This window comes from Ktedonobacteraceae bacterium, assembly GCA_035653615.1.
Classification (GTDB): Bacteria; Chloroflexota; Ktedonobacteria; order Ktedonobacterales; family Ktedonobacteraceae; genus DASRBN01.
The window spans coordinates 32893-55371 of record DASRBN010000015.1 but is presented as its reverse complement, the minus strand read 5'-3'; the positions used below and the strand labels follow the sequence as shown (position 1 = coordinate 55371).

The following is a 22479-nucleotide window of genomic DNA, read 5'->3' as shown; positions in this document are numbered from 1 at the left end:
TGGCACCCCGTCTTCCCCTTACTTTTGCATCATGGGAAGGTTCCAATGCGATTCACAGTCCGATCCCTGGGCGGAAAATTAATCATAAGCGCCGCGCTCACACTGTTATTGTGTATGGCGCTTTTTGCCGTCACATCCTGGTATTTGCTGAAAACCTTCTACGAGCACCAGGCCAATAGCGATGCCCGCGCCCACCTGGCTTCCATCGAAACATCCTACCATACGCGCAGCTCACAGATCATTGAAAACCTTTCCGCGTATGCCAATGCTTCTGATTATTCAGCCAACAATCTCCAGTCTATATTTTTGAAATTCGGCAATTCCCTTTCAGATCTTGCCTTTGTCTCCAATAAAAGCGCCGTCGTTGACGTTCAGCAGGATCATCTTCTCAAAAGCGCTCTTCCTGGCACCGGCGCCGTCCGCCAGGCGTTGCAAGGAAAACCCGCAACTGCCCTACAATCAATTCCCGCCAATGATTGTGGAGCCGCTGCGAGAAGTTGCTGGTTCATTGAATATGCCGTACCCGTCCATAGTAAAGGTGAAGAACAAAACGGGGTACTGGTTGGAATACAGTTCATCAGTGACGAATTTGCGAATGACCTCGTACCTGATACATCCTGGAATGTAGTACTCTGCGAATCACAGCAGGTAGTAGGCACGAATATACACGGTATCCTTCTGAACAACGATGCAGCGAAAGGCAGGCTCTGCCAACCAGATACGGTTGCTATCATCGCAACAACGCAGCACTATCTTACTTTTTCGGGTGAAGCGCATACAGCGGATCAGATTCCAGGCTCGCCATCAATAGCTGTCGTCGATGTTGAGCCACTCTACAACATCAGCGCGAACCCGGAAAAGGCCCTCGAAATCCTGCTGGGAACAGGAGTATTTTACATCTCGCTGGGCGTAGTGGTGTACATGTACGTGGCGCGCACCTTCTTCATTCGCCCCATTCGTCGACTTCAGGCTCGTATATCGGCTCTGGTCGAGGATCATGGCAGGACAGCAGTTCCCGCCTCTACCATCGACGAACTAGGCATGCTGGCGCGTTCATTCAATTTGCTTTCTGAGTCGCTGCAGACGCGCGAAACCGAAAGCAACGTGATTACGAAGCAGATGAGCGATTTGCTCAAGATGAGCGATGTGTTGATCTCCACGCTGAACCTGGATCACCTGCTGGGCGAGGTCGTCTCGCGCCTGGGAACCATCATGCGGGCCAATAACGTCTCCCTGCTCTTATATGGGCGCGAGATGCTTTCTCCCTGGGCCGTGGCGCACTGGTCGGATAGCCATTCAAATGGGTATATGCCCGCTACCAGCATCACACAGCAGTACGGTGCTGTGACGGTACATACCGACCCGGATGGAGATATCACCATGGCCGCGACCACGAAGATGATTGCCATGCCCGCGGCATCGCCCCGACCTGTTCCTTCTTCCAGTGATAAACGCCGCGCGATACGGCCCCACAAGCTCACCTCGCAGCCAGAACCATACGGGCTGCGCCGCCCGCGCATTCCGCGCCCGGCCCTGCGCGACCTCGATATGATACTGGCGCGCATGGCGATGCAGAAGCAGAAGATCACCTACGCCGAGGACATTGTACGCATTTATCAAGAGCAGGGCGAGGCATGGGCGCGTATGGCGTTAGAGGCAGGCTATCGTTCGGTTATCGCCGTGCCCCTTGTGCTGCAGGAGCAGCCCATAGGTAGTATTATCCTGTACGGTAACAAACCGCGCGAAGTCACCGGCAGCGACACGTTTCTTCTCAGCACAGCCGCGATCCAGGTAGCCATGGCTATCCAGAATACGCTCCTTTTCGTCGAGGTCAAGGACAAGAACGCCGCTCTCGAGCGTGTGAACAATCTCAAATCCCAATTCCTTGCCACCGTCACGCACGAATTACGTACCCCATTGCATAGTATTATCAGCTACGGCGCGTTAATATTAGAGGGATTTGTCGACGGTGAGCTGACGGCAGAGCAGGAAGAACACATCCAGTTCATGGTGCGGCGTGCCGAGGACCTGCATCACCTGGTAGACGACATGCTTGATCTTTCTAAGATCGAGGCTGACCGGCTAGAGGTCAAGGTCGAGCCATTATCCCTCGAGTCAAATCTGGTAGAGGTGGTGAATCAACTGAAGCCGATGGCAAACAATAAGGGATTATACCTCACGCTGGAGATCGATGATGGCTTGCCGATGGCGCTGGCGGATAGCTATCGCTTGCGCCAGGTAGTCATCAACATGGTTTCAAACGCGCTGAAGTTCACCGAAAAAGGCGGCGTAACCATTCGCTGTACACGGCTTGAGCGCTATGATATGCTACGTGTCTCGGTGCATGATACCGGTATCGGTATCTCACCTGCCGCGCTGGACTATATTTTTGAAGCATTTCGCCAGGCCGATGGCAGCACCACACGCCGCTTTGGGGGTACCGGATTGGGCCTGACAATCGCGCGTAAGTTAATTGAGTTACAGGGCGGGGAAGTCGCCGTCGAGAGCATTGTTGGACAGGGTTCCACATTCTCGTTCTCACTGCCCATTGCCCCCTCTCCTTGAACCCGTAGGGGCCGATTCATCGCGCCCAGCGCCGATTGATCGGCCCCGCGTCCATTGCCGGAATACTTTGTGAAAAACCATTATGTCACTATAAAACAAAAGGGCCAGAACATATGAACAGACCAACACCTTCAGGCACAAATTCATCCGGGCCAACGCCCAACGGACGGCAGCCGGCAATTCTGATCGTCGAAAACGAAGTGTCTAATCGCATCCTCATCGAGCGGGTCTTATCCACGCGCGGCTACCGCTGCATTTCCGCCTCGAACGGCAAGGAAGCGCTGGATATCCTCGATCACGAGCGCGTCGACCTGATTCTCACCGACCTCTCGATGCCCGTGCTGGACGGCTACCGTACCGCGCAGTTGATCCGCGAGCGCCCGGCATTAGCCCATGTGCCCATCGTCGCCGTCACCGCTTACGCCCTCAGCGACGAAAACGAGGCCGCGATACGCATGGGCTGCAACGAATACCTGACCAAACCCTTCAAGCCGCGCCAACTGCTAGAAGTAGTAGATCGCTTATTGTCGCAGGGGTAGGAATAAAAACGAACAAATATACAGAATCGTACTAAAAGTAGCAGTTTTCTTCAGAATTTGCTACGATTAAGTTACAATTTACCGATCTCCTCTGACCGGTTCCCTGGTGGCCGGTCTATCTCTTTTGGAGTACCGATTCTCTAGAAAGCAGTATGATACCCTATGGATATTCGTTTAACAGCTTCAAATGTGCAGGATATCGCGTGTGATGCGCTCGTCATCGGTGTCGCCACGCAGAAAGAAGAGCGACAAGAAAGCCCTATCGCCTTATCAAAAACAGCCGCTAGAGTCGATCAGACACTGGGTGGCCTGATCTCCGAGATGTACGCCGCCGGAGAATTCAAGTGTACGCTGGGAGAATTGACGACCATTCACAGCATGGGCAAACTGGCCGCGAAGCGCGTCGTGATTGTAGGGCTGGGCGCAAAGAGCAAGATAAGCCCACAAAGACTGCGCCGGGCCAGCGCGACCGCCGCCCGCCATTTGCAAAACACCGGCGCCCATTCGATAGCGCTGGCGCTGGATTGGGATGAGAGCGAGCAACTCGTCCAGGCCGAAATCGAGGGGGCATTGACCGGACTGTATACGTTCAGGAAATATTTGCGCGCCAAAGAGAACAACAACGGGCGCGGAATAAGCCAGATCCAGATTCTGACGGCGGACGCGAACGACAGCAAGCTGCAAACGGCGCTGCATCGCGGCACGGTCTTCGCCGAGGCCACAAATTTTGCGCGCGATCTCGTCAACGAGCCACCCAACGTGCTTACTCCTACCGAACTGGCAAATCGCGCCACTGCGATGGCGAAACAATTCGGGCTCGAGTACCAGGTATTCGACCGGCCCAGGATGCAAGAGCTGGGCATGGGGGGGCTGCTGGCCGTATCGCAGGGCAGCGCGGAACCGCCCAAATTCGTCATCCTACGCTACAAGGGCGATCCTGGCAACACGAAAGGTATGGCCCTGGCCGGCAAGGGCATCACTTTCGATTCGGGTGGCATCTCTATCAAGCCTGCCGAACGCATGCACGAAATGAAAGGCGACATGGCGGGAGCAGCAGCAGTCATCGCCGCCATGCAAATCATCGCCACCCTGAAGCCGCCCATCAACGTAACCGGGTTCGTATCTACAACTGAGAACATGCCCGGCGGCTCCGCCTACCGGCCTGGAGATATCATTCGTATCATGAACGGAAAAACGGTCGAGATTCTGAATACCGATGCAGAAGGCAGGCTGGTGCTGGCCGATGCCATTTCCTATGCCGTGAAAGAGGGATTATCTCCCATCATCGACGTAGCAACGCTGACCGGAGCGATTGTCGTTGCCCTCGGCACAACAATGTCCGGCGTGTTCTGCAACGACCCGGAACTCTGCAACGAGATTATTGACGCGGGAAAGGCCGTCGGCGAAAAATTCTGGCCAATGCCCCTGGACGACGACTATGAAGAAGAGATTCTCAGCGATATCGCCGATGTCAGGCAGACGGGCGGCAGGCCTGCGTCCGCGTGCAAGGCCGCCAAAATCCTGGAGCAGTTCGTAGACGACGCGCAATGGGCGCACCTGGATATCGCCGGAACCGATTTTATCGACACGAAAAAGCCCTACCAGGAGAGAGGCGCCACCGGATTCGCCACGCGCACACTGGCAGAACTCGTACTTCGGAGAGCAGAAGAACAAGTGAAAGGATGATAAACTGCGTATGTTGAAACAAGACACGATGGTGCCCGACTTTACGCATCAGGATGCGCGCATCCGGGAACTACTTGATTGCGTGCATGAAATTTCCGATCTCAACGCCCTCAGTGCGCTGGCGGAATGGGACCAGAACACTTCCATGCCGGGCGGCGCCGGAGAGATGCGCGGCGACCAGATGGCCACGCTGCAAGGAGTGCTGCACGAGCGTTGGACGGCGCCCAGGCTGGGACAATTATTGCAAGAACTCACTGAAGTCGTTGCACAGGATTCTTTTACCGATGCCGATAGAGGGTTGGTACGGCAGACACGCCGCTCTTACGAGCATGCCACGAAGCTTCCACGCAAGCTGGTCGAAGAGATGGCGCGCGTGCAGGCCGCGAGCTTTGAAGCCTGGCGGCGAGCGCGCGAGAACAACGATTTTGCCAGCTTCGCCCCCTGGCTGAAACGTATCGTCCTCTTACAACGTGAAATCGCGGACCACCTTGGCTACGACGAAACACGCTATGATGCACTGCTGGATCAATTCGAACCCGGCATGACCGCCAGCAAGCTAGATCGTCTCTTCGCGCCCATCCGCGAGGTCAGCCTGATGATGCTGCGCCGCATCCAGCAGAGCGGTCACACGATAGACGATTCCTGCCTCACAGGCGATTTTGCGCTAGAGGAGCAGGTGGTTTTGAGCAAAACGCTGCTGCGCAACATGGGCTATGACTTCTCGTTTGGCGGTATTGCCGAATCTCCTCATCCTTTCACCACCAGCTTCGGCAGTCCCTTCGATGTGCGCCTCACAATTCATCCTGACAGGCACTTCATCCAGCCGGCAGTGATGGCCGCGATTCACGAAGGCGGACACGCTTTATATGAGCAAGGTTCGGCTCAGACGCTGGCACGCACTCCTGTGGCAGGTGGCGCATCCATGGGAGCGCACGAGTCACAGTCCCGGCTCTGGGAAAATCCCATCGGTCGCTCCCTACCGTTCTGGCAGGGCCAATATAGCGCCGTACTCGCGTCATTCCCGCAGCATTTTGCCAGCGTGGACATCTCAACATATGTGCGCGCCCTCAACAAAGTGCAACCAAGCCTGATTCGCATTGAGGCTGACGAAGTGACCTATAACTTACATATCCTTATTCGCTTTGAACTGGAGAAGGCGCTTATCAACGGCGACGTCGCTGTTGAATCGCTGCCGGGCCTATGGAACGCGAAATATCGCGAGTATCTGGGCATCGAGCCTGCCAATGATGCCGAGGGCGTTTTACAGGATATTCACTGGTCGTCCGGCTTCGGCTACTTCCCGACCTACACGCTTGGCAACCTCTATGCTGCGCAGATTTTCTACGCGCTGCACAGAGCATTCCCGAACTTCGACGAGCGACTGGCAAGCGGCGATACATCTTTCATCCTGAACTGGCTGCGCGAGAAGATGTACATCTTCGGCGCCATCTACCAGCCCGATGAACTCATCGCGCGCGTCACGGGCGAGCCACCCAACCCCGACTACTTCGTCCGCTACCTGACGACCAAGTTCGAGGCTGTGTATGATTTGCCAAAGACGGTACACTAGCATATTCAGGTTCAGCGCTGCATTCAGCCACGGCTGAATGCAGCGCTGAACCTGAATATGCTATACTTTCTGTATGAACATTCGCATGCGTTACTTTGCCTCGTTCCGCGAAATAACAGGACAGAACGAGGAAATATTGACCTTGCCCGCAGGCGCAAGCGTTGCCGATGCGCGCACGTTTCTCATCACACGCTATCCACGCCTGCAAGCCATCATGGAACGCTCCGCCTGCGCCGTCAATCATGGCTATGTATCCCCGGATACAGCGCTGCATGATGGCGACGAGGTCGTTTTCATTCCTCCCGTCGGCGGGGGAACGCCACTTCAGGAGAATCATATGGAGCCTTTGATTTCGATTACGCGCGAGCCGTTAGATCGCAGCGCCTTGATTGAGGCTGTGAGCCATCCCAGCGTAGGCGGCATCGTCGTGTTTGAGGGAGTGGTGCGCGACAACGCGCGTGGAAAACAGGTGCGCTACCTCGAATACGATGTTTATCCCGAAATGGCAATTCAGCAGATACGAGCAATCGTGACAGAAGCTCAGCAGCGCTGGGGCATAGAGCGCGTCGCGGTCGCCCATCGCGTCGGCAGGCTTGAAATCGGCGAGGCTAGCGTCATCGTCGTCGTGGCAACTCCACATCGCGGCGAAGCGTTCGAGGCCTGCAGGTATATCATTGATACGCTCAAAACGACCGTGCCCATCTGGAAGAAAGAGGTCGCCACCAATGGAGAGGAGTGGGTTGAAGGATAGGAAGACAAGCAAACAGAACTTTTCTGAACTTCTTTTCGTGTAGAAAATAATAGCGCCTGGGGTTACGTTCCTGGCGTTTTTATGGTACAGTTAGCAGTAGGAATAGTGTTTTCCTGGAGAAAAGCGTTCCATTCAGTCCCAGGTAACAGTTATAGGCTTTCTCCCGGAGGGTTGCGCATGAACTTATTCGAAAAGCAGTCTCGTCTCAATCAACTCTTCACCCAAAGTCCCGTCAACACGGCTTATCTTGCCGGTTCGCTCTCAACTCGCACCTCGTTCGGACACCTCACCGATGTAGATATCGCCATCCTCCTGATGGAACAGATCAAATCAGACCAATTCCTTGACTACCAGCTCTACTTTTTTAGCGAACTGGCCAAACGGCTGGAATCCGATAATATCGACGTCGTGATTTTAAACCAGGCCTCGCTCCTGCTCAAATTGCAGGTCATTAAGTACGGCCAGATTCTCTTCAGCCGCGATGAAAAATCACGTGTGGCATTCGAGACGAAAGCGGTAATGGATTACCTCGATTTCAAGAAATTCGATGAAATTCAGAACCAGGCTCTGAGCCGCCGTCTCTATGGGCAGGTGCTGCCGGTTGATAAAGAACTGGTACAGCGTCACCTTAACCAGTTGCGCGAAGCCGTGACTATTCTACAAGACCTGGCAAAGACGAAGCGCGAAGAATTTACCTCCGACTTTCGCGTCTATGGTCTTGCCGAGCGCTACCTGCAGCTGGCGATAGAGGCCTGCCTGCAAATCTGTGGAACCCTGGTTGCATCGCTTGGCTTAAGGCGTCCCGAAGGCTATCACGAACTGCTTAGTATTGTCGGTTCGCAGCAGATTATTCCGCAAACGCTGGCCTTCCGCCTGGAAATCCTTACCAACCTGCGGGATGCGCTGGTCTATGACCCCAGCACGCTCAATCGCGACCTGCTCTACGACCACCTCCAGCATCGTCTCGGCGACCTGGAAGCCTTCGCGACCGCGGTCGAGGAAAGAATCGCAAATAAGTAAGAGAAACCGATCATCACAAATTTCCCCTCGCATGTGAGGGGAAATTTGTGATGATCGGTTTCTCCTTTTTATTCTGTTACCACACGCAGGGCATTGGCTTGCTCCATAGCCTCAGCAGCCTTATCGTTGCGGCCCATCTCCTGGTAAATCTGCGCCAGCGTCTCATAGGCAAGAACCATGCCAGGGTCTAGAGCAATAGCCTGCTCTACCGTCTCCAGCGCCTCGTCGTAGCGTTTCACCTCGCGATACGTATCGGCAAGGTCGTTATAGTAATCGGCATTGAGAGGATCGCTATCGATGGCGTTCTCGTAGTTCTCAATGGCTTCCTCATAACGGCCAAGCGCATCATAGGCGGTAGCCAGCTGGTAATAGCCTTCCGGGTCATCCTCAAACTGCTCCAGAAGAGCCTGGCTGGTCTGGATAGCATCATCGTAGCGTTCCATGCTGTTGTATGTATCAGCAAGTCCGGCATAGGCCGCGGCCACGTCGTCAGGCTCCAATTGGTCCGCATCGTCAATGAGGCCCTGGTAGGTGGCTCGCGCCTCTTCATAGCGTTCTGCTTCAAGATAGGCTTCCGCCAGGCTGAAACGGGCGGTAAAACGATCAGGGTCAATCTGAATCGCCCGCTGGTAGGCGGAAATAGCCTCATCTGAATTGCCCTGAATCGAACGCCAGGTGCCAAGATGTTCCCAGGCCTCGGCGTCATCGGGGTCCATTGCCACGATACGCGCATATGTTTCTGCCGCCTGGTCACGGTCCTGCATTGCCTCATAAACAGAGGCCAGTGAATCGTAGCCGGTACGGTCTTCGGGGTCCAGGCTCACCATCTGGTTTGCTATCGAAAGCGCCTCATCGTAGCGCCGCATATCCAGGTAGAGGCTGACCAGCTCGGCATAACGCGCGAGATCGGCGGGGTCTTCGTCCACACGCCGCTCCTGCTCCATAATGCGACGCAGCTGGTTATTGATGCGCTCGCGTACATCGCGCAAATTATCGGCGGCCAGCGTGTTATCGGGATTAAGGATGAGCGCCTGTCGATAGGCCTGAACGGCATCCTGGTAGAGGTTCTGCGACCGGTACGCGTCACCAACATTAATATAAAGCTCATCATTTTCGGGATCGAACTCCAGAGCCACGCGGAAGATCTCCAGCGACTCTTCTTGCATTCCCAACTCACCATACAGGTTTCCCAGGTTGGTATATGCATCGATCAACTGCGGATCAAGGTCTATCGCTCGCCGGTAGCCCGCAATGGCGCTTTCAGCATCGCCCAGGTATTGCTGGGCCAGCGCCAGGTTATAGCGCGCCCGCGCATCGGTTGGATTTGCTTCGACGGCATGTTCAAAAGCCTCTGCTGCGGTTTCGTAGTCTCCCTGCTCAGCGGCGGCGTTGCCCCTGTCCGTCCATTCCTGCTCGCCAAGATGCTGTGCCTGTGGTGCTGCCCCATCCGGGCCGGTACTATCGCTATTGTCGAAGGTCTGCATTTCATCCATAGTAAGCGCTCATGCTCCTCTATTTTCTTTGTATTGTCCTACTCTTAAAAATATAGGCGTTGCCAAGATGAATCGTATTGTGAGTAAGTCCTTGCGTAGTATAGCGGATTGAGCGGACTACCGCAAGGGCCGGACGGAATACCCTCCCTACCTGGCTATACGCAAAGTCACCTGTGTTTCGTAACGTGAACCGGGGAAGAACGTTTCGGAATACTCGATTGGCATGCCCGTTTGATCGAAGGTGGTACAAAAGATGCGCAATCCCGGTTCATCCGGCTGGACTTTCAAAAGTTCGGCGGCACGCGCGGAAGGACGATCCGCCATGATGATCTGTTCCGCGATATAAGGACTCAGGCCTTCACTGGCCATCAAGCTATAGAGAGAGCCATCGGCAATTTCTTTCGCACGCTGGTAAATGCTGCTGGCGCGAGGATAGGGCAAATAGTCAATTTCATAGGCGATAGGAATATCATCGGCAGCGCGCAGGCGTTCCAGGCGAATGGCCTGTTCTTCATCTGTCAACTGCAAACTTTTGCGAATAGTTTCATCGCCTCGTACCAGCTCACTGACAAGCAAGAGGCCTCCTGGCTTTTTCCCCCGTTTGCGCAATTCCTCACTTAAGCTGGTCAGTTCGCTTACCGTTTGCTGCACACGTGGTTCGCAAACGAAGGTTCCCTTTCCATGCTGCCGGTAGAGTAACCCTTCGTGTACCAGCTCCGTCAGTGCCTGGCGAACAGTTGCGCGACTGACATGGTAGCGGGCTACCAGTTCGGGTTCTGATGGAATAGCAGTATGGGGCGCAAGGTGCCCAGCTCGTATTTGCTGTCGCAGCACCTCTTTGAGCTGGTAGTAGAGTGGCAACGGATTTGAACGTTCTAACGTCGGCATATGCAGTCTCCCCTATGTCCATACAACCATGAATAGAACAACAAGATACCGATGAATATAGCACAAAAGCGGACAGGCGTCGAGGGGTTAGGACACGATTTTATGGCATTGTCATAAAATTCGCGAATGACAGGAAATTCTGACAAATGGTTAGCCCCGGTCGTGTCATTCTGAGCGCAGCGAAGAATCTCCGCGGGTCTGGATGTGGATTCTTCGCTGCGCTCAGAATGACAGGGCCGGAGCCATTCAGCACGACAGGGCGCGGATTCTTCACTGCGCTCAGAATGACAGGGCCGGAGCCACTCGGGTTGCCGATTTTGATTGTTTAAAATCATTATCGGCCCTCGCTCCTACCCATTCATTCCTGAAAACCACATAGCAGGTCAGGCGACCTGAACTCCGTTATCGGCGAGCACCTTGTCAATCATACTCTTCAATCGTAGGGGGTGGGGACCAACGAGACGACCAATTTCCCTGCCGCCCTTGAAAATTAGCAGCGTGGGAATAGCCTGGATGCCAAGTCGTCCGGGGACTTGTTCATACTGGTCGATATCCATCTTGGCAAAACCCAATTTGCCCAGGTACTCGTCGCTCAACTTCTCATAGACAGGCGCAATAGCTCGACACGGACCACACCATGCCGCCCAGAAATCAACGATCACCGGCATATCGGACTTCAGTACCTTCGACTCGAAATCCTGGTCGGTCACGTGGAACAGATTCGGATGTGTATCCATTATTTTATTCACTCACTTTCACCTTGATGCAATCAGCGACATTGAGATTATTATATTTTCTCAAGGAACATCTAATCAAGTGAACAAGGCCGTAGTCAATCTTATTCCACCCTGTTTCTTCTTCGGCACAAAGAAAAGGCTGAACTTTACCAGTTTCATGCCGTAAAGTTCAGCCTTAGCCTTCTCCAGGAGATTTCCCCTAGCGTCTGCGACCGCCGCCTTGCAGAATTGTGAGCAGTTCCAGGATATAGAGGAACAGGTTCATCACAGTGATAAAGAGCGAGACGGTGATACCGATTGCGTTTGGCAATGTATCGGCCATGTAACGTGCGCGCTGCACGTAGTAGAGTACATAGCCGGAGAAAATCGCAACGCCAAAGATCGAGATGAACAACCCTACCAGCGGGATCGAGAAGATTCCGCCGAAGAAGATGCCCACAATACCCGCGACAATGAGCAAGAGGAGACCGAAAAACAGGTAATCAGCCAGCCGCGAAAAGTCACGTTTGGTTGTCCAGGCGTAAACAGAGAGACCCAGCGACATAACCGCCGTGATCAAAAAGGCTTCACTCAGGATGTACCCGTAGCCGGCTCCCAGGTATATATTAATGATCGGCGAGAGCGCCAATCCCTCCAGGAATGTGAACAGGTACAGCAGGAACAGGTTCCATCCCGGTTTATTGATAGCAAATCTCAGGATAAGGAGTACGACAAGTCCGGCGATAGCGACGACAAAGTAGCTTGAGATAGACAGGCCAATGGCTAAACCGGCAAATGTGCCGAGTAAAGCGCAGAGGAACGAAAAGGCCAGCAAGCCCATCACTTTGCTGATCAAACTACTGGTCTGGGCCGGAGTACCCACCGCGTAGCCATAAGGCGAGGCTGTCTGATATTGATAGCGAGAGCCCCCGAACGGCCCGCCTCTGCCGAAAGGGCTATTACTTCGTGGATTGAACATAGCTAGCAAACCTCAGCTTTAGAATTTTATGCTTCAACTCCCATGAAGAGCTGTATGGTAACTTTCATCCAATATACGAAACACGCTATGTTCTGGTTGTATTCCAGGCTCACTTCTTGCGGTTACGTTTCCTGGAAGGCTCATCTTCCTGCTCAACGTCAACAGGCAAGGCCACGTCTGGAGTATCGGCAAGATTAGTAATATCGCAGCGTGGATGATTATTATCGGCATGCCAGAAGAGCGTACTTCCGGGCGGTTTGCGCATCAGTCCACCGCAGCGCGGGCAGCGCCGGGTTACAGGTTCCTCACGAGCTTGAGTCATGGGTACTCCTTAGAAAGAAGAAACCGGTGGAGCAATATCCGATTTAGCAGTTCAAGACAGTTCTACCGGAGAACAACCAGCTACATGACACTCCAGACGCCGCATATCTCACAGTAAGCGATGCCGACCTCGCCAAAAGTCCGGCTGCGTGTGTTCCAACGGTCGTAGGCGATGGCAATGGAACCACAGCTCCAGCAGCGAGCGCGACCGCCGGCTTTGCTTTCTTCAGACAGGCGATACAACAGCAGACCGCGAGCTTCTTCTGCCCCGGTATAGCCGGGATTATAGGCCAGGTGCAGCAGATTGCCGAGAGGCAGCGAAATCTCGTGTGTCGGCGCCGGAGGTGGGGTCGACGAAGCGAAACTGGTCGGGGCTGGTTGTTGTTGTGGCGGCGGTGTGACCGGTGGCCGGCGGAACAGTTCGCCGCGAGCAGTCCGTCGCCCGCTCTCAATAGGAGGCGTGTAGTCTTGCCGCTCCCCACGCTCTAGACGATCTCCATTGGAGACCGGCGGGAGTGCCGGATTCATGGGAGCAAAAGGCGCTTCTTCCGCCTGTTCGAGCGGCGCCCCCGTATCATCTCCATTGTTAGAGGCAGCGGATGCAGACTCAGCAGCTAATGCTTCTGCCGCATTTTCGGTTTGATCGGCAAGATGATTGTTATTCTCCGGCTGATCGGGTGGATTTGCGCGTTTACGACGTGTAATAGGCATTGGAGTTCATCTCCTTAGAAATTGGTGTGTCCATTCATGAGAGTATTTCAATCCCCTCCGGGAACCAGTACGAATTATCTTGATCACCCATCGACGACTACACCAGAGAAAACCGGGCGAGCTGTGGGCGACCACTGTCGTGTTTGGGGATTTATCCAGCACGTGATCGCCCCTGCCGGGTAATGTACTATCAATTATTTGAAGAAATCCGCGTTGATCTTGATATACTGCCTCCATTCTTCGGGGGTCGCGGATTCCTCAAAAATGGCGGTGACAGGACAGGCGGGCTCGCAAGCACCACAGTCGATGCACTCATCAGGATTGATATACAGTTGCTCAACCGTCTCGAACTCCTCCTCGTTCTGCGTGGGATGGATGCAATCGACAGGGCAGACATCCACGCAGGATGCATCCTTTACACCGATACACGGCTGAGTAATAACGTAGGTCATGATTAAGATATCCTCCTCTTAGCCCGCTATGCCATGCACGTAAAGATTATGGGGCATAGCAGCGAAGTTTTGATGTTTCTGGCAAAAGCTATGTTTTAGCCACGTTCAGTATAGTGTGTTATGAGTTTGATGTCAATTATTTTGGCTTGCAAGTTCTACCTATCGGAAGGATAGGTGCGCCAGAGCGATCATCAGGAGTTAGCCAGACAGCATATGTAAAGAATGGCGTTACCCCCAACTGGCATCCAGTCATAGCTGCGTCACATACATATGCGAGAATACGACCTCGGAATTATCGTTCTCCACGCAGAGGCCGACCTCGCCCTCGCTCAATGCCGCCTGCGAGTGGTCAACGACGGGTTTACCTACAGGCTTACCGTTGATAAAGAAGCTGAATGTATCGCCTTTCGCCACTACCACCAGGACATTATGCTGCCCCAGACCGGTATGCAAGGAAGGCGCGGGACCCGAGGCCAGCACATGCCATTGACCATCATAGCGATAGAACGTGTATTGCCCATCTCCGGCAGTCCCCACATCGAAAAGATAATAGTGCGATTGATCAACGGAAGCGCGAAACACAAGGCCATAGAAGTCAAAGCCATTCTGCTGGCTACGAATTTCCGACACGGTAACCGAGAGGCGGAAATCGCTATACTGGTGATTGGCGTACAATGCCAGGGCAACATCTTTTTTCGAAGTGTTTAAGATCGTATACTGCCCGCTCTCATTAAAGAAATAGGTTTTGCTTTTCTGCCAATCGTCTTGATTACCGGCCAGGATATCGATTGAAGATGGAGTCACAGTGCCACCTGTGGGCACTACTTGTGGGTATGTCTGAGCATGGGTCAGCAATTTGACGATACCAAATGTGGCCCCGGAGAGAAGCAGCAACGGTATCAATACTATTGCTACGAGCATAGTACGTGAAAATCTGGAAGCGAGGCTGGAGGACTGCCTGATCTGCGCAACCGGCCTCAGAATCACTGAAGGCGGCCGGGACTTGCCGGAATCGCCTGCCAGGTATGCGGAATATTCCACAGTATCAATAGAAGCAATAGCCTTATCAAACGCCTCCCTGAACTCTCCGGCGGTCTGATAGCGCTCCTCCGGCCATTTCGCGAGGGCTTTTCCAATCACGTTATCGATTTCGGGTGTGATATCGGCACGAAATAAACCCAACGGTGGTGGAGCTTCATGGACATGTAAGAGCGCCATAGCAATGGAAGATTCGGCTTTGAAAGGTGGCCGGCCCGCAAGGAGATAGAAAAGAGTCACGCCCAGCGAATAGATATCGGACCGTCCATCCAGCTGCTGCCCCAGCGCCTGCTCAGGCGAGATATAATCAGGCGTGCCCATCAATCCTTCGGTGGGTTTCGCGGATTTCTCGACGGCGGGAGCATCGGGCTGCATCAGGCGCGCAATGCCAAAATCCGAAAGCATGGCATTACCGGCCCCATCCAGTAAGATATTGGCCGGCTTGACATCACAATGCACGCATCCCTGTTCGTGAGCATAATCCAGGGCGGACGCAATCTGTTCAAGGTAGCGCTGCGCTTCCCTCAAGGACAGGGGACCATGCTTGCGCACATATTCGGAGAGCGTTCCGCCAGGCATGTAGGGCATGACGATATAGGGCAATCCATGATCCTGACCATAGGAATAGATGGAGAGGATGTAGGGGTGCTCCAATTTGCTGGCGGCCTCGGCCTCAAGCAGAAAACGACGGTAAAAGTTTTTCTGCATCTGCACATCCATCGTGGAGCGCGGCAGAAATACTTTTACAGCGACCTTCTCGCCCGAAGCAGGGCTCTGGGCCAGGTAGACCGCACTGGAGCCACCGTAGCCCAGCAACTGCTCAAGGACGTAAGAGGCCACCTTCTTGCCAAGTAAGTGTTGCCCCCTGGTCGTAGTCACGATACGCTCGTCCCCTCAAGAGTAGCAATTTCATTATCCAGGCTTCTGTAAAACAGAGCAATCAACCTGGCTCATCTTGATTGTATCAATAATGGAGTTTCGATGTCAACACAAATTTAGATGACGAATTCCCCATCACGCATGATGATGCGATCATCAACCTCGATGGTGCAGGTGCTGGGAATGACATCAACATGGATTTTGGCATGCCAATCGGCGCCCGTGAACTCTGGATAAGGATTGCCGAACGCCACGTGCAGACCTGGCATCTTCTCATCCTGTAGCAGGTTGCCGACCAGCCGCTTCAGGCTGGTGAGCGTGCCGATAGCAAATTCACCCACGCGATTACCGTTGGGAACCGAGAACAGGTAGTCTCGCACCTCGTTTGCCAGTTCCGCGTCCTCGCTGGTGACTTCCGTCACGTAGCCATCCTTTATAGTGACAACCACCGGGTGTTGCAAGACGCCATACCTGGCCGAAAAGAAATCTCCCAGCACATCGCAGACAATCACGCCGTCAACGGTGGCAGGAGCCGTGAAAACTTCGCCTTCCGGCAGATTGCCCCACTCACCTTGCGTGTTATAGCGTCCATGGCAAGGAATCCACTTCCAGTCTTTGTTGAATGTGGCTGTCACATCGCTGCCCTTTGCCGAAGTGACATGGATGCGCTGCGCGTTGCGCACAACATCGTAGACCTGGTTGGTTAGACTAAATACTTCATCGTAATCGGCACACATGCCATTGGCCATGACTTCTTCATCGATACCGATCATATGCCCATGACGCACCTTGAGTTCGTTGACCAGGAAAGGCAGCAGCGGCAAGCGGAAGGTGATTTCCCCCGGTTTGGCGGTGGCGATATAAAACGTGACGGTGGGATGCGCCTGCAACAGATCATTGCGCAGGTCTTCGGAAAAAACAGTCAGTGGCCGTTCCCCATAATGTTCCAGGAAACGCACAGTGACATCAGCGTGCCGGTCGAGAGCAGCCAGCGCGACCAGGCGGGCGATACTTTCACGCTCGTAATCGGTGATGATAAAAACGCGGTCCTGCGCGCTCACACCCATGCAGCGTACAGCATTCTCAGCTCCAAACTGCAGGCGCTCCTCAAAACTCATACTCGCCAGATCAGGCCTGCTGGTAGCCGACTGTACATTACGTGTGTCGATTGACATCCGTTTCTCCTCTAGATTTTTTTGAGAGATATTCATTCGTTCATTTGCATAGTCGCCGATCGCAAAGTCCCCCTACCTTCATTGAGCAACTTGCTCGGCTGCTTATCCTTGCTAAAAGGGCCGTCTTCACGCCAGTTCGAATGATGAATGAGTTCTTCTACATTTATAAGACGCAGGCGACCCCTCTTTAATAGCATACTAAGTATGTGAAATGCCAAAAGTCACTTGGATGGGCAGGCAAACAGTTTCTGGCCCTATGCAAAATGCCGAATGAGGGTTATACTTTTTCACACAGATATTACGTTTGTAAACCGGGAGAAGATACACATGGTAGACAAGAGTACTAGTGCTTTATACCGCTCGATTCACGCGCAGCCGGCAGAGCTACGCAGGCTGCTCGGTGATTGGGAAGGACCCTCACAGGCGGCGGAACGACTCGCGCGAACCGGCCGCATTTTCCTATCAGGCATTGGCACGAGCTATCACGCCGCCTGGGTGGGAGAATACCTGTTGCGCTTCGCAGGGGCAGATGCCTGGGCTGTGCGCTCGTTTGAATTTGTGAATTATCCGCGGCCACTGCGAGCTGATGATGGAGTGATCGTCATCAGTCATCGCGGCAGTAAAGTACACGGCAACAGGGCGGTTCAGCGCGCAAAAGAGGCCGGCGTCCTGACAATCGGCATCACCGGCATGAACTCCAAAATGCAGGGAGCCGATTTGCAACTGGAGACGGTGGAGCAAGACCCATCCTCGGCACATTCCATCAGCTATACCGGGGCGCTGACTCGCCTGGGCCAGATCGCGACACGATTGGCTGCGCTCAACGGCTACAAGCAGCAGGCAGAACGCCTGGAGCAGGGACTGATGCAGATCCCCTCATTGATGGAGGATATCCTGGCACGCGAAGATCAGGTGCGGCAGATCGCCCAGGAAGCCGTTGCTCGCTCCAGGCGTCTCTTTTTCATTGGCGCCGGCCCCAATGCTCCAACCGCGCCGGAGGGGGCATTGAAGGCGAAAGAAGCGGCCTATGTAACCGCCGAGGGATTTGAGCTGGAACAGGCCATTCACGGCCCCCAGGTCTCTTTTGAGGCCGAGGATTTGTTGATCCCCATCACCGTGAAAGGCCCGGCGCAGCCACGCATGGCTGACCTTCTGCTGGCCCTGGGCGAGATCGGCTCGTATGTCTGGCTAATCGGCGAGGCGCCCAGCGAAGAGACGGCGCATCTTTTCAGTCGCGACAACTGGACGCGCTTCCCCATTAACGACACTATTGAACTGCTCGAAGAATTGACTCCATTTTTGGCCGCACTGCCCGTACAATTGCTGGCCGATTTTCTAGCAACGGCGCGCGGCACCAATGCCGATCTGTTCCGCGCAGATAACGAAATATACAAACGCGCGAATGGGAGATTCCGGCTTTGATGATGGTCTGACAGCAGATAAGAAGTGGGACGGCAGGCTCGATCAGACCTGCCGTCCCACTTCTTATCTGCTGTCGAACCAATATTTCTACCGGCCCCGAAAAAATGCCGTCAGATGCTCCATAACTCAACAAAATATGTTATACTTGAACGAGATGGTGGAGTTTATATTCATATGCCACTTTCTTCCTCTCCGGTCAGCGGTTTATAGTCTGGTGTTTCAATCCCTAACGGGTTCAGGAGAGGATTTGATCTCTGGCGCTTTCTGCGGGAGCCATATAGCTGCTAAACCCGAAAACGTCAAGTGTACCAATCTAGTAAGGAGCATTGCATGGCCGACGGTTTTGGTATATCCCAGCTTGTTGATTACCTCTATCAAATGGGTGTACGTATAGCGAACCTGGATGCGAATGCGGAGACAATCGAACTCATCTTTCACAGCAAACATGGACAATGGCGCATGATTTTGGGTTTCCAACAACACGATGAAGTGCGAAAGTTAATGCTTGTTGTTCCTCATATCAACACAGTCACTACAAATAAACGTCTTGAATGCCTCGAAGCCCTGCTCGCGGTGAATTTTCGCATCGCGATGGGCAAATTTGGTCTCGATCTTGAAGATGGAGAAGTCCGCCTGGAAGAAACGGTTCCCCTGGCCAGGGACAGCATCACTAAAGAGCAATTCCGGCTGGCTTTTGGCGCATTAATGCAAACGGTAGCAATGTATCACAACCTGATCCCACGCATCGTTTACGGCAATATGACGCCACAACAGGCGTTGCAGGCTTGCGAGCAAGAATATTTCGCGCAAGCAGGCCCGGCATACAAGCCTGAGCCACAACAGGAGCCGAAGTTACTCACAGCAGGCGCTACAGAAACATCCAGCACACCTCCCGAACTGGATGTGAACGATGTCCTGGCAGAGGTTGCGCGTATATTAGAGGGAAAGAAGGACTAGTTTTTAAATACTAGTGAGGCTTTTTACTCTCTGAATAATGGCCGTTTTGCTTTGCCCGCGTATGAAGATCCAACTCAGAATCTTCTTCGTCATCAGCATCCGGCAACAATTCTTGCGTGGCACCAGGGCGGGTGGAATGAAAACGATCCCAGGTATGGGGAGGGCGAAGATCAAAGTGCGTCTTCCCGTACATCCTCCTGCCCAGCTCAATAACCGCCCAGATAATAATGAGCGCGGCAATTACAAATCCAATATACTCGACCAGGGTAACTGTCGGATCCATGCAACTTTATCCCTTTCAGATACGAGGCAAGCATTCCCGCCATCAGTTCCCTTATTCTAGCTATCAAATAAGAAAGCGTCAAGTATTATCTTTTCCCGCCCACAGCGGTCGGGAGGGGGAGAGAGGGGAATGCACCCGACCGCTCACAAGAGGTTGTTTCAGGAGAGAGAAAGGGGTTGAGAGAGCACATTCAGTTTTAAACATTTGTTCTAACGAGAGACATTTTAGCATGAGAAGGCGCTCTTGTCAAGAGGTTTTTAGAACAAATTTTCAAATTTCAGCGGGTTGCTGGCACTGCCCTATCGCTGAGCTTGACAATCGCTGTTTGCTTCAGCATACTATACTCTAGGGAACAGTCTTGTAGGGCTTAACTGACTGTCGTCATTTTCTCTGGTTTCCATTCCCTGGTCGTCAACTGGTTTCTTTTATTATCATAAGATTCCACGAACGGAAGGAGAAAAGTCATGGTTACCCGTCCTGAACGGAAAGGCCGATCCTGGCTCCTGTTGCTGTTACTCATCCCTTTCATCGTCCTCTTGTGGCCCCCGTTCTACAACACCGATCAGCCAACATTCATTGGCATCCCGTTTTTCTACTGGTTCGTGCGACATGAAGTCGCCTGAATAGCTGTTCCACGGGAAGAAAACCCGTACGGAACCTGCTGTCCCATCAGCAGTACTCTAGGTGGAAGTGCAGCAAGGTAACGCGCTGTACAAAGCACACCGACAATGTACCCTTCGCGCAAAGCGCGAACATCGATCTCGTGAGAGCGCGATGTCTCTGTTAGCATAAGAACGGAGAAGGGGCTAGAGTTGGAAGGTATGGTTAGCAGATGCGAACGCTTAATAAACGTCGTAAAGAAGAACAAGCCAAATATGCTGAGAGGCTTGAGCCAAAAGGCACTGTGGCGGGTAAAGGGGCTGAACCATCCCCTTTCATGGGCAAACAACGCCACCGGCGGAGTGAAGCGAACCTAACCCTTCCAGGTATTCAGGCGGAACATGGTAAGCCCGTAGCTCTCCCGACAAGGGTAAGCAAACCGCAAGGGATGCGAGATGAACTGCGGGTAGAGGAAGATGGAAAAAGCGAAGGCCATCCTGTAATGGGGTGGATAGAGGTTGCGTCTCAAAAGAGACAACATCACCTCGCGCGAAAGCGGGCAGACTTCCATCAGCGGTCTTTCCTCACGAGAAAGTTTGACTAACCGACTAAGGAGGTAAAGCAGATGGCGGCAGAAATTTCTGCTGGTGCGACTTCCCACACTGTGGAAGGATGGCATGACATTGACTGGCACGCCACCCAATCCAATGTGCGTCGGCTCCAAGCGCGTATCGTGAAGGCAACGCAAGAAGGCAGATGGGGCAAGGTCAAAGCCTTGCAACGCCTGCTCACTCACTCGTTCAGCGGGAAAGCACTCGCGGTCAAACGAGTGACGGAAAATGCTGGCAAACAAACACCGGGGGTTGATGGGGAAACCTGGGACTCCCCGGAAAAGAAAACTGCGGCAATTCAAACACTACGGCAACATGGTTACCGGCCACAGCCATTAAGGCGCGTCTATATCCCCAAAAGTAACGGCAAGAAACAGCCTCTTGGTATCCCGACGATGAAAGACCGAGCGATGCAAGCTCTGTACCTGCTCGCACTCGACCCCATCGCCGAAACCACCGGAGACCGCAACTCGTTCGGTTTCCGACCGGGAAGATCGGCTGCTGATGCCATTGTCCAATGCTATCAGGCATTGGCAAACACCACGTCGGCAGAATGGATACTGGAAGGAGATATCAAGTCGTGCTTCGATAAGATCAGCCATGAATGGCTCTTGGCAAACGTCTGTTTAGAAACACCCATTCTTCGCAAATGGCTCAAAGCTGGATATATGCAAAAACGTCGGTGGTATGAGACGGAAGAAGGCACGCCGCAGGGCGATATCATCTCACCCGTCCTTGCCAACCTCGTCCTTGATGGTCTGGAGCAACGGTTAAAGAAGGCTTTCCCTCACATCCGGGCAGGACAGGGGCCCCAATTCAAAATTAACCTCATCCGCTATGCGGACGACTTCATCATTACTGGACGCTCGAAAGAGCTTCTAGAAAACGAAGTCAAACCGCTGGTGGAAGAGTTTATGCGTGAACGTGGACTCACCCTCTCCCAAGAGAAAACCCGCATCACCCACATTGAAGAAGGGTTCGACTTCCTCGGCCAAAACATCCGTAAATACAAGGGCAAGTTCCTGACCAAACCGTCGCAAAAGAGTGTGAAAGCGTTCCTGAGCAAAATCCGCACCATCATTAAAGAAAATCCAGCCATCCCCGCCGGAGCACTGATCAAAAAGCTCAACCCCATCATTCGAGGGTGGGCGCAATACCACCAACACGGAGCAAGCAGCGCGACGTTCCGCAAAGTGGACCGTGCCATTTACGAGGCGCTCTGGCGGTGGGCCAAACGCAGACATCCTAATAAAGGGGCAAGGTGGATACGGCAAAAATACTTCCGTACCATTGGAAACCGGAGTTGGACGTTCTGTGGGGAAACAGATGAACAGGTAACGGCAACGCTGTTGTATGCAACCGATGTGCCAATCAGACGGCACAGAAAGATTAAGGGGGAGGCTAATCCATACGACCCCGCCTGGGAAGGCTACTTTGAGGAACGCCTCGGCGTCAAAATGGCACGCAACCTACGAGGTCGAAGGAAACAACTCTCTCTGTGGATGGAGCAAGAAGGTATCTGCCCGGTATGCAGCCACAAGATCACAGAAATCACGGGGTGGCATGTCCACCATGTTGTTCCACGGGTCTATGGAGGAAGCGACCGGATGGACAATCTCGTCCTGCTGCACCCAAATTGCCACAGACAAGTTCACAGCCAGAAAAAAACCGTTGCGAAGCCGCGTCCTGTAAAGGGCGAGCGAAAGGCTTGAGCCGTATGAGGGGAAACTCTCATGTACGGTTCTTAGGGGGCTGATTGATGGCAACATCGATCGGCTACCCGACCAGTTGCTCTGGATCATTATTACTGCCATTTTGATGGC

Annotated in this window: 20 protein-coding genes; 10 read left to right on the top strand and 10 right to left on the bottom strand. The window is 53.4% G+C overall.

Annotated features, from left to right (window positions below):
* The first annotated feature begins 45 nt into the window (after nucleotides 1-45).
* The 6 genes from VFA09_07855 (at nucleotide 46) to VFA09_07830 (ending at nucleotide 8131) form a co-directional block, all read left to right on the top strand.
* The gene (locus VFA09_07855) at nucleotides 46-2565 is read left to right on the top strand and encodes an ATP-binding protein (GenBank protein HZU67177.1); all 2520 of its coding nucleotides are present in this window, start codon (nucleotides 46-48) and stop codon (nucleotides 2563-2565) included.
* Between the two features lie 113 nt (nucleotides 2566-2678).
* Nucleotides 2679-3104 carry a response regulator gene (locus VFA09_07850; GenBank protein ID HZU67176.1) on the top strand — a complete coding sequence of 142 codons (426 nt, stop codon included), beginning with the start codon at nucleotides 2679-2681 and terminating at the stop codon, nucleotides 3102-3104.
* A 162-nt stretch (nucleotides 3105-3266) separates the two neighbouring features.
* Complete coding sequence (locus VFA09_07845; protein HZU67175.1) at nucleotides 3267-4790, top strand: leucyl aminopeptidase; 1524 nt, start codon at nucleotides 3267-3269, stop codon at nucleotides 4788-4790.
* Nucleotides 4791-4800: 10 nt separating this feature from the next.
* On the top strand, nucleotides 4801-6360 hold the full coding sequence (locus tag VFA09_07840; GenBank protein HZU67174.1) for a carboxypeptidase M32: 1560 nt from the start codon (nucleotides 4801-4803) through the stop codon (nucleotides 6358-6360).
* A 73-nt stretch (nucleotides 6361-6433) separates the two neighbouring features.
* On the top strand, nucleotides 6434-7111 hold the full coding sequence (locus tag VFA09_07835) for a MoaD family protein (GenBank protein HZU67173.1): 678 nt from the start codon (nucleotides 6434-6436) through the stop codon (nucleotides 7109-7111).
* A gap of 177 nt (nucleotides 7112-7288) precedes the next feature.
* Complete coding sequence (locus VFA09_07830; GenBank protein ID HZU67172.1) at nucleotides 7289-8131, top strand: HepT-like ribonuclease domain-containing protein; 843 nt, start codon at nucleotides 7289-7291, stop codon at nucleotides 8129-8131.
* Between the two features lie 68 nt (nucleotides 8132-8199).
* Here the strand turns inward: VFA09_07830 and VFA09_07825 are convergent, their stop codons facing one another.
* The 9 genes from VFA09_07825 to VFA09_07785 all read right to left on the bottom strand — a co-directional run bounded on the left by VFA09_07825 (nucleotide 8200) and on the right by VFA09_07785 (nucleotide 16783).
* Nucleotides 8200-9624, bottom strand: a complete 1425-nt coding sequence (locus tag VFA09_07825) for a tetratricopeptide repeat protein (GenBank protein ID HZU67171.1) — start codon at nucleotides 9622-9624, stop codon at nucleotides 8200-8202.
* Between the two features lie 147 nt (nucleotides 9625-9771).
* Nucleotides 9772-10512 (bottom strand): GntR family transcriptional regulator, encoded by a 741-nt coding sequence (locus VFA09_07820; GenBank protein HZU67170.1) that lies wholly within the window; start codon nucleotides 10510-10512, stop codon nucleotides 9772-9774.
* A gap of 383 nt (nucleotides 10513-10895) precedes the next feature.
* Nucleotides 10896-11261 (bottom strand): thioredoxin, encoded by a 366-nt coding sequence (trxA, locus tag VFA09_07815; GenBank protein HZU67169.1) that lies wholly within the window; start codon nucleotides 11259-11261, stop codon nucleotides 10896-10898.
* A gap of 187 nt (nucleotides 11262-11448) precedes the next feature.
* Entirely contained in the window at nucleotides 11449-12207 is a 759-nt protein-coding gene (locus VFA09_07810; GenBank protein ID HZU67168.1) for a Bax inhibitor-1 family protein, read from the bottom strand.
* Between the two features lie 109 nt (nucleotides 12208-12316).
* On the bottom strand, nucleotides 12317-12529 hold the full coding sequence (locus VFA09_07805; GenBank protein HZU67167.1) for a hypothetical protein: 213 nt from the start codon (nucleotides 12527-12529) through the stop codon (nucleotides 12317-12319).
* A gap of 80 nt (nucleotides 12530-12609) precedes the next feature.
* A complete protein-coding gene (locus VFA09_07800) occupies nucleotides 12610-13239 on the bottom strand; it encodes a hypothetical protein (GenBank protein ID HZU67166.1) in 630 nt (209 codons plus the stop codon).
* A gap of 194 nt (nucleotides 13240-13433) precedes the next feature.
* Nucleotides 13434-13691 carry a ferredoxin family protein gene (locus VFA09_07795; GenBank protein ID HZU67165.1) on the bottom strand — a complete coding sequence of 86 codons (258 nt, stop codon included), beginning with the start codon at nucleotides 13689-13691 and terminating at the stop codon, nucleotides 13434-13436.
* A 249-nt stretch (nucleotides 13692-13940) separates the two neighbouring features.
* On the bottom strand, nucleotides 13941-15608 hold the full coding sequence (locus VFA09_07790) for a serine/threonine-protein kinase (GenBank protein HZU67164.1): 1668 nt from the start codon (nucleotides 15606-15608) through the stop codon (nucleotides 13941-13943).
* Between the two features lie 116 nt (nucleotides 15609-15724).
* Nucleotides 15725-16783: an aminopeptidase gene (locus VFA09_07785; GenBank protein ID HZU67163.1), complete on the bottom strand. Its 1059-nt coding sequence runs from the start codon at nucleotides 16781-16783 to the stop codon at nucleotides 15725-15727.
* 327 nt (nucleotides 16784-17110) lie between these two features.
* Here VFA09_07785 and VFA09_07780 point away from each other — a divergent pair, with 327 nt between their 5' ends.
* A complete protein-coding gene (locus VFA09_07780; protein HZU67162.1) occupies nucleotides 17111-18205 on the top strand; it encodes an SIS domain-containing protein in 1095 nt (364 codons plus the stop codon).
* A 330-nt stretch (nucleotides 18206-18535) separates the two neighbouring features.
* Nucleotides 18536-19162, top strand: coding sequence for a YbjN domain-containing protein (locus VFA09_07775; GenBank protein HZU67161.1), 627 nt, complete (start codon nucleotides 18536-18538; stop codon nucleotides 19160-19162).
* Between the two features lie 10 nt (nucleotides 19163-19172).
* Here the strand turns inward: VFA09_07775 and VFA09_07770 are convergent, their stop codons facing one another.
* Nucleotides 19173-19445, bottom strand: a complete 273-nt coding sequence (locus VFA09_07770) for a hypothetical protein (GenBank protein ID HZU67160.1) — start codon at nucleotides 19443-19445, stop codon at nucleotides 19173-19175.
* Nucleotides 19446-19909: 464 nt separating this feature from the next.
* Here VFA09_07770 and VFA09_07765 point away from each other — a divergent pair, with 464 nt between their 5' ends.
* Together VFA09_07765 and ltrA are read left to right on the top strand one after the other, a co-directional pair.
* On the top strand, nucleotides 19910-20068 hold the full coding sequence (locus tag VFA09_07765) for a DUF3311 domain-containing protein (protein HZU67159.1): 159 nt from the start codon (nucleotides 19910-19912) through the stop codon (nucleotides 20066-20068).
* 602 nt (nucleotides 20069-20670) lie between these two features.
* A complete protein-coding gene (ltrA, locus tag VFA09_07760) occupies nucleotides 20671-22368 on the top strand; it encodes a group II intron reverse transcriptase/maturase (protein ID HZU67158.1) in 1698 nt (565 codons plus the stop codon).
* The last annotated feature ends 111 nt before the right edge of the window (nucleotides 22369-22479 follow it).

Excerpts from the sequence above, each read along its gene's own strand:
- VFA09_07855 (HZU67177.1), top strand. The coding sequence starts at position 46 with ATGCGATTCACAGTCCGATCCCTGGGCGGAAAATTAATCATAAGCGCC.
- VFA09_07850 (HZU67176.1), top strand. The coding sequence starts at position 2,679 with ATGAACAGACCAACACCTTCAGGCACAAATTCATCCGGGCCAACGCCC.
- VFA09_07845 (HZU67175.1), top strand. The coding sequence starts at position 3,267 with ATGGATATTCGTTTAACAGCTTCAAATGTGCAGGATATCGCGTGTGAT.
- VFA09_07840 (HZU67174.1), top strand. The coding sequence starts at position 4,801 with ATGTTGAAACAAGACACGATGGTGCCCGACTTTACGCATCAGGATGCG.
- VFA09_07835 (HZU67173.1), top strand. The coding sequence starts at position 6,434 with ATGAACATTCGCATGCGTTACTTTGCCTCGTTCCGCGAAATAACAGGA.
- VFA09_07830 (HZU67172.1), top strand. The coding sequence starts at position 7,289 with ATGAACTTATTCGAAAAGCAGTCTCGTCTCAATCAACTCTTCACCCAA.
- VFA09_07825 (HZU67171.1), bottom strand. The coding sequence starts at position 9,624 with ATGGATGAAATGCAGACCTTCGACAATAGCGATAGTACCGGCCCGGAT.
- VFA09_07820 (HZU67170.1), bottom strand. The coding sequence starts at position 10,512 with ATGCCGACGTTAGAACGTTCAAATCCGTTGCCACTCTACTACCAGCTC.
- VFA09_07810 (HZU67168.1), bottom strand. The coding sequence starts at position 12,207 with ATGTTCAATCCACGAAGTAATAGCCCTTTCGGCAGAGGCGGGCCGTTC.
- VFA09_07805 (HZU67167.1), bottom strand. The coding sequence starts at position 12,529 with ATGACTCAAGCTCGTGAGGAACCTGTAACCCGGCGCTGCCCGCGCTGC.
- VFA09_07800 (HZU67166.1), bottom strand. The coding sequence starts at position 13,239 with ATGCCTATTACACGTCGTAAACGCGCAAATCCACCCGATCAGCCGGAG.
- VFA09_07795 (HZU67165.1), bottom strand. The coding sequence starts at position 13,691 with ATGACCTACGTTATTACTCAGCCGTGTATCGGTGTAAAGGATGCATCC.
- VFA09_07785 (HZU67163.1), bottom strand. The coding sequence starts at position 16,783 with ATGTCAATCGACACACGTAATGTACAGTCGGCTACCAGCAGGCCTGAT.
- VFA09_07780 (HZU67162.1), top strand. The coding sequence starts at position 17,111 with ATGGTAGACAAGAGTACTAGTGCTTTATACCGCTCGATTCACGCGCAG.
- VFA09_07775 (HZU67161.1), top strand. The coding sequence starts at position 18,536 with ATGGCCGACGGTTTTGGTATATCCCAGCTTGTTGATTACCTCTATCAA.
- VFA09_07770 (HZU67160.1), bottom strand. The coding sequence starts at position 19,445 with ATGGATCCGACAGTTACCCTGGTCGAGTATATTGGATTTGTAATTGCC.
- VFA09_07765 (HZU67159.1), top strand. The coding sequence starts at position 19,910 with ATGGTTACCCGTCCTGAACGGAAAGGCCGATCCTGGCTCCTGTTGCTG.
- ltrA (HZU67158.1), top strand. The coding sequence starts at position 20,671 with ATGGCGGCAGAAATTTCTGCTGGTGCGACTTCCCACACTGTGGAAGGA.